The sequence below is a fragment of the Phormidium pseudopriestleyi FRX01 genome, assembly GCF_017313335.1.
In the GTDB taxonomy this organism is placed as follows: domain Bacteria; phylum Cyanobacteriota; class Cyanobacteriia; order Cyanobacteriales; family Laspinemataceae; genus Laspinema; species Laspinema pseudopriestleyi.
This window is the reverse complement of sequence record NZ_JAFLQW010000250.1, coordinates 1-5896: the sequence shown is the minus strand read 5'-3', so window position 1 is coordinate 5896 and position 5896 is coordinate 1. Positions and strand designations below refer to the sequence as shown.

Here is a 5896-nt window from a genome sequence, read left to right as displayed (position 1 = left end):
ACTCATTTCTCTTGACTTGACGTGCGATCGCGCTTCAAGAGGACCCCACCCTAACCCGGACCTTGCCAAGGTCCGGGGACCGTTCGTAAAAAAAACTACTGTTGTAAGCCCCCATCTGCCTCATCTGCCCCATCCTCAAACTACACCCTAGATCGGCTCATGTCTTTTCACATCTCCACTTGGTCTATCAAAAGCCCCGTTCCCACCTTAGTCATGTTTCTAATATTGACAGTGGTGGGCTGGATGAGCTTTGGTCAGTTGGGTATTGATGAAAATCCCAACATTGATATTCCCATCGTGAGTATTACCGTCACCCAAACCGGTGCAGGACCGACGGAACTCGAAACTCAGGTTACCCGAAAAGTTGAAGATGCCGTTGCCGGGTTAGGGAATATTGATGAACTGAACTCCACCGTCACCGATGGGATATCCACGACTATCATTAGCTTCATCTTGGGAACCGATAGCGATCGCGCCACCAACGACGTTCGGAATGCGATTTCCCAAATTCGCCAAGACTTACCCGCAGATATTAACGACCCCATCGTCAGCCGCCTCGACTTTGCCGGGGGGCCAATTCTCACCTACGCCCTCCGGTCCGATCGCCGGAGTGTGGAAGAATTGAGCGATTTAGTCGATCGCCCCATTGCCCGCGCCATCCTCGCCGTTCCTGGAGTGGCTCAAATCAATCGGATTGGGGGCGTGGACCGCGAAATCCTCATCGAACTCGACCCAGTTCGCATCAAAGCCCTGGGGATTACTGCTACCCAAATCAACGACCAAATTCGCAGCTTAAATATCAACCTTCCCGGGGGTCGTTCCCAAGTTGGCGGCAGTGAAAACACCATTCGCACCCTCGGTTCAGCTCAAACCGTCGAAGCGTTGCGCCAGAACCGTATTGTCCTCCCTTCCGGGGAAGCGGTTCCCTTGGAAAGTGTCGCTAACGTCATTGATGGATTCGCCGAACCCCAACAAAGCGCCCGATTCTGGTCCACCCAAGAGAGTGCCAATTCCCAACCTCAAGCAACCAACTCCGGAGAAATTGCCACCCCAGTGGTGGCCTTTTCGGTGTTGCGGAGTACCGGCAGTACCCTGGTTACCGTAGAGGAAGGGGTCCGCCAAAGCATCCAGGAACTGCAACAAACCCTACCGGATGATATCGAGTTTGAACTGATTTTTACCCGCGCCAATGAGATTCGTGACTCCTATCAAGCCTCAATTGATGCCTTGGTGATGGGCTGTTTACTAACGGTTGGTGTGGTCGGTTTATTCTTATGGGATTGGCGTGCCACGTTGATTACTGCGGTTGCTTTACCCCTATCCATTATTCCCACCTTTATGGTAATGGAAATCCTGAATTACACCCTGAATGGGATGACGTTGTTGGCGCTATCTCTGGCAGTGGGAAATTTAGTCGATGATGCAATCTGCATGATTGAAAATATCGACCAACATTTAAAAATGGGGAAAAGACCCTATCAAGCGGCAATGGATGCGGCTCAAGAAATTGGGTTAGCGGTGTTAGCCACGACAGCAACCATTGTGGCGGTGTTTTTGCCAGTGGCATTTATGGGAGGAATTCCCGGTCAGTTTTTCCAACCCTTTGGGGTGACGGTTTCAGTTTCTACCCTGTTTTCAACCTTGGTGGCAACCACAATAACGCCGATGTTAAGTGCTTATTTGCTCAAAGACAAGCACTCTTCGGGGCAAAAACGGAGAAGTAAGAAGAACCGGATGGGAACGGCAACGGAGGAAATGCCTAACTCCCCCCGTCGAAAAATTACGCCCTATCGCACGGCTCTCACTTGGGCGCTGAAACATCGGGTGATTACGTTGTTAATTGCGTTTGCTTTCTTTATTGGCAGTTTACAGTTAGTGCCGTATATTCCTACGGGTTTGTTTAATAGTGGGGATACGGGGTTGAGTACGGTCAATTTGGAACTGCCTCCGGGTTCTACCCTGCGGGAGAGCGATCGCACTGCCCAACGCACCCTCGCACTGTTACAACAACATCCGGCAGTGGAAAGTGTGCTGGCAACTGTGGGCAGTGGCGGTGCCTCTCGGGAACTGAATACAGCAACATTGTATATAAATTTGTTACCCAAGAAGGAACGGGAGGTTTCTCAACAAGTTTTTGAGCAACAAATGCGAGAAGAGTTTATCAAAGTTCCTGGGGCAAGAATTAGTTTCCAGTCTGCCGGGGCGGGGGGAAGTAGCAAAGATTTATCAATTGTGCTAAAAAGTGAGAATCCGACGGCTTTGCAAGAGGCGGCGGATACTTTAGAACGACAGATACGCGAACTCCCTGGAGTGGTAGAGGTGTCCTCTAGTGCTTCGGTGGTGAAACCGGAGATTTTGATTAAACCAGACCCCAAACGGGCAGCGGATTTGGGAGTATCGGTCCAGGCGATCGCCCGGACGGCATCTCTGGCAACTCTCGGGGATAATGAGGCAAATTTGGCGAAATTTGAGTTAAGCGATCGCCAAATTCCCATCCGAGTCTGGTTATCACAAAGCTATCGCAATGACCTCAAGGCGATCGGTAATCTGGAAATTCCCAGCCAATCCGGACGCTTAGTCCCCTTATCGGCGGTTGCTAACATCGTCCTCGGCAGTGGTCCCGCCCAAATTGACCGCTTCGATCGCGCCCGTCAAGTCTCCATTGAAGCCAATTTACAAGGGATTTCCCTGGGCGATGCTCTCGCACAAGTCGAAGCACTCCCGGGAATGACACTCCCTCCCGGAGTTGAACAACAATCCTCGGGAGATGCCAAAATTATGCAAGAAATTTTCGGGCGCTTCCTGGGGGCATTAGGACTAGCTGTTCTCTCGATTTTTGCCATTTTAGTCCTCTTGTATAACAATTTCTTGCATCCAGTGACCATTATGGCTGCTCTCCCCCTATCCATTGGTGGCGCACTTCTCGGACTAATGGTTACCCAAAAGGAATTAGGACTATTTGCCCTAATTGGAATTGTCATGCTGATGGGATTAGTCACCAAAAATGCCATCCTGTTAGTCGATTGTACCCTCGCCAATCAACAACAAGGAATGCGACAAGTTCCAGCCATTATAGAAGCGGGAGTCTCCCGATTACGACCGATTTTCATGACTGCCCTTTCTACGATCGCCGGAATGATGCCGATCGCCCTGGAAATTGGGGCAGGAGGCGAAGTCCGTTCTCCAATGGCGATCGCCGTCATTGGCGGATTTTCCACCTCCACCCTCTTAACCTTAATCGTCGTCCCCGTCTTATTTACCTACGTTGATGGATTCCAAAATTTCCTTAAAAACCTCATCAACGGCAAATCTCGTCACCGTCGCCAGTTAAAAGCCCTCCAAGGCAAAAAGGATAAAATCAAGGTTCTCGGCTTAAAATAACAGCCCATTCAGGACAAGTAATGAAAGGTAAAAAATCCCCTAGAAACACCCATTATTCAACATAGCGATCAGGAGTGCGAGCATCTTGCTCGCTTGGGATAATAGCGAGCAAGATGCTTGCACTCCTCTCCTCATCCCCTTCCCGAACACACTCCACAAGAATGTGCCTCATCACGATCGCATTGGTTGTAAGATTAACACCATTGGCAAACTCACCGAACTCATGACCCGAGTAATTGGCTTAATTAGTGGCACTTCCGTCGATGGCATTGATGCGGCGATGGTGGAGATCTCCGGAACTGAATCGGATCTCCAGGTGGATTGGATAGCAGGCACAACCTATCCCTATCCCGAACCCCTGCGACAAAAAATTTTAGCGGTTTGTGCTGGGGATTCGGTATCAATGGCGGAATTTGCCGAACTTGATGATGCGATCGCCCAAACTTTTGCCCATGCTGCCTTAACCCTACAAGGGGACAACCCGGTAGACTTAATCGGTTCTCACGGACAAACCGTTTACCATCGTCCCCCTCAGACAAAACAACTCGGGTATAGTCTGCAATTAGGACGAGGTGCAGTGATTGCCCAACTCACGGGAATTCCCACCATCACCAATTTTAGGGCAGGGGATATCGCCGCAGGAGGACAAGGTGCGCCCCTGGTTCCCAAAGTGGACCTCTACACCCTCGGCGATCGCCACCATTATCAATGTGTTCAAAATATTGGCGGCATCGGCAATGTGGCATTTATTCCCCCACAAGAGAATTCTCCCTCTAGGGGTTCTGATTCTTCCCAGATGCTGGGATGGGATACGGGTCCCGGGAATAGCCTCATCGATTTAGCCGTTGAATACCTCACCAATGGGGAAGCTACCTACGACCGCGATGGGGCTTGGGCTGCCACTGGTGTCCCCTGCCAACCTTTACTGGAGCATTGGCTTCAACATCCATTTTTCCATGAACCGCCCCCCAAGTCTACGGGACGAGAATTATTTGGATGGGACTATTTTCGGGATTGTTTATCCGATGCTGAACCCTACTCCCTGAGTCCCGAGGATTTGCTGGCGACTCTGACGGAACTTACTGTTGAGGCGATCGCCATCAACTATCGCTCTTTTTTACCCGTCCCCCCCAGTCGGGTCCTGTTATGTGGCGGTGGCAGTCGCAACAGTTATTTAAAACAACGGTTACAAACCCGCTTGCAGGAAATCTATGGTCAATCTGTGGCGGTTTTAACCACTGATGACATGGGGGTGAATGCAGATTTTAAAGAGGCGATCGCCTTTGCCGTGTTAGCCTATTGGCGTCAACAAGGAATTCCCGGCAATCTACCTAAATGTACTGGCGCTAAAGTCCCCGCCCTTTTGGGAGAAATTCACACTCCTATTTTATGAAATTTTAGAGCCAAACTAATCGATAATCCATAAAGTTTCACCGGGGTGATGCCCATCATAAATCAAGCCCGAATTCATCCGATATCAGTCAAGTTACTTGTTTATTTTTTACATAAGAAATAAATAATAAACCGATTTATAGCAACCCTAAATAAACTTGCAAATCTCTCAAAACCTGCTAACATAGGGGGTTTCGCACAGCGTTAGCTATGCCGTAGGCTTTGCATCGCGCGCAAGCTCTCTTGTTTTTGCAGGATATTTGGGCTACAAGTCCAGTTTCTTGGTTCCGGGAATTGAATACTGTATCGATGTCCTAAGAGCATCTACGAATTTCCCTCTAAAAGTAAAGATAATTTATAGGGCTTATCCTCAAAAAATGAGTCAATTATAAAATCAAACATTCCTCATAATTATTTATATCCGGTCTTCTTCTCGTTTTCTGCTAAAAATTCCCAAAATTTTTCTCTCTCATAAAAACTCCGCCCCATAAAACCTGGTAGCATATAAATGCTATAGGGGCAGACTGCAATTCAAGCAAGGATATGGTGCCGTGAATCATATATTTTTACTGCAACCGGGTCGCTGGACCCTTGAAGGCACTTGGTTAGAACGCCATGTTCCCACCATTCCCGTCACCGGGAAAATTTTAGTCGCATGGACTCGCGAAGATTGGTTTAACATGGTGACCAAGCTGACGTTTCCCGGAAGCGATCGCTCAGAAATTACCCTGCAATATCGGGGACATTTTGACGTAGGGGACCGCCAATACACCTTTGTCCTCCAACATAGCGAACTCGGACGAGTGGAGGGCGAAGGATGGATCGCGCCGGAAACGATTATCCAGCGCTATTGGGTTCTCGGGGATGAAAAAAAGCGACGCAGTGGGTTTGAAACCTTGCATCGCCTCAATCACAACACCTACTACCACTCAAGCGGCATTTTAGTAGGCCACTACTTAACCAGTGCAATGGAAGCTACCCTGACTCGACTGGGGGAGTAACTCAACTGAATCACTCAAGGCTGTTACCGCCGGGAGGGGAAAAAGATGACAGGTTCACAACTGCGCCGCAGGACCTCTGCCGCAAAGCTGGGGAACCAATCCAAAATTTTACCTAAGCTATT

Annotated in this window: 3 protein-coding genes; all 3 read left to right on the top strand. The window is 49.2% G+C overall.

What is annotated here, in order from left to right; all coding sequences use genetic code 11:
* Positions 1-159: 159 nt before the first annotated feature.
* The 3 genes from J0895_RS09275 to J0895_RS09265 all read left to right on the top strand — a co-directional run bounded on the left by J0895_RS09275 (position 160) and on the right by J0895_RS09265 (position 5774).
* Positions 160-3381: an efflux RND transporter permease subunit gene (locus J0895_RS09275; protein ID WP_207087821.1), complete on the top strand. Its 3222-nt coding sequence runs from the start codon at positions 160-162 to the stop codon at positions 3379-3381.
* Between the two features lie 223 nt (positions 3382-3604).
* Complete coding sequence (locus tag J0895_RS09270; RefSeq protein ID WP_207087822.1) at positions 3605-4774, top strand: anhydro-N-acetylmuramic acid kinase; 1170 nt, start codon at positions 3605-3607, stop codon at positions 4772-4774.
* Between the two features lie 550 nt (positions 4775-5324).
* On the top strand, positions 5325-5774 hold the full coding sequence (locus J0895_RS09265) for a hypothetical protein (RefSeq protein ID WP_207087820.1): 450 nt from the start codon (positions 5325-5327) through the stop codon (positions 5772-5774).
* Positions 5775-5896: the final 122 nt, after the last annotated feature.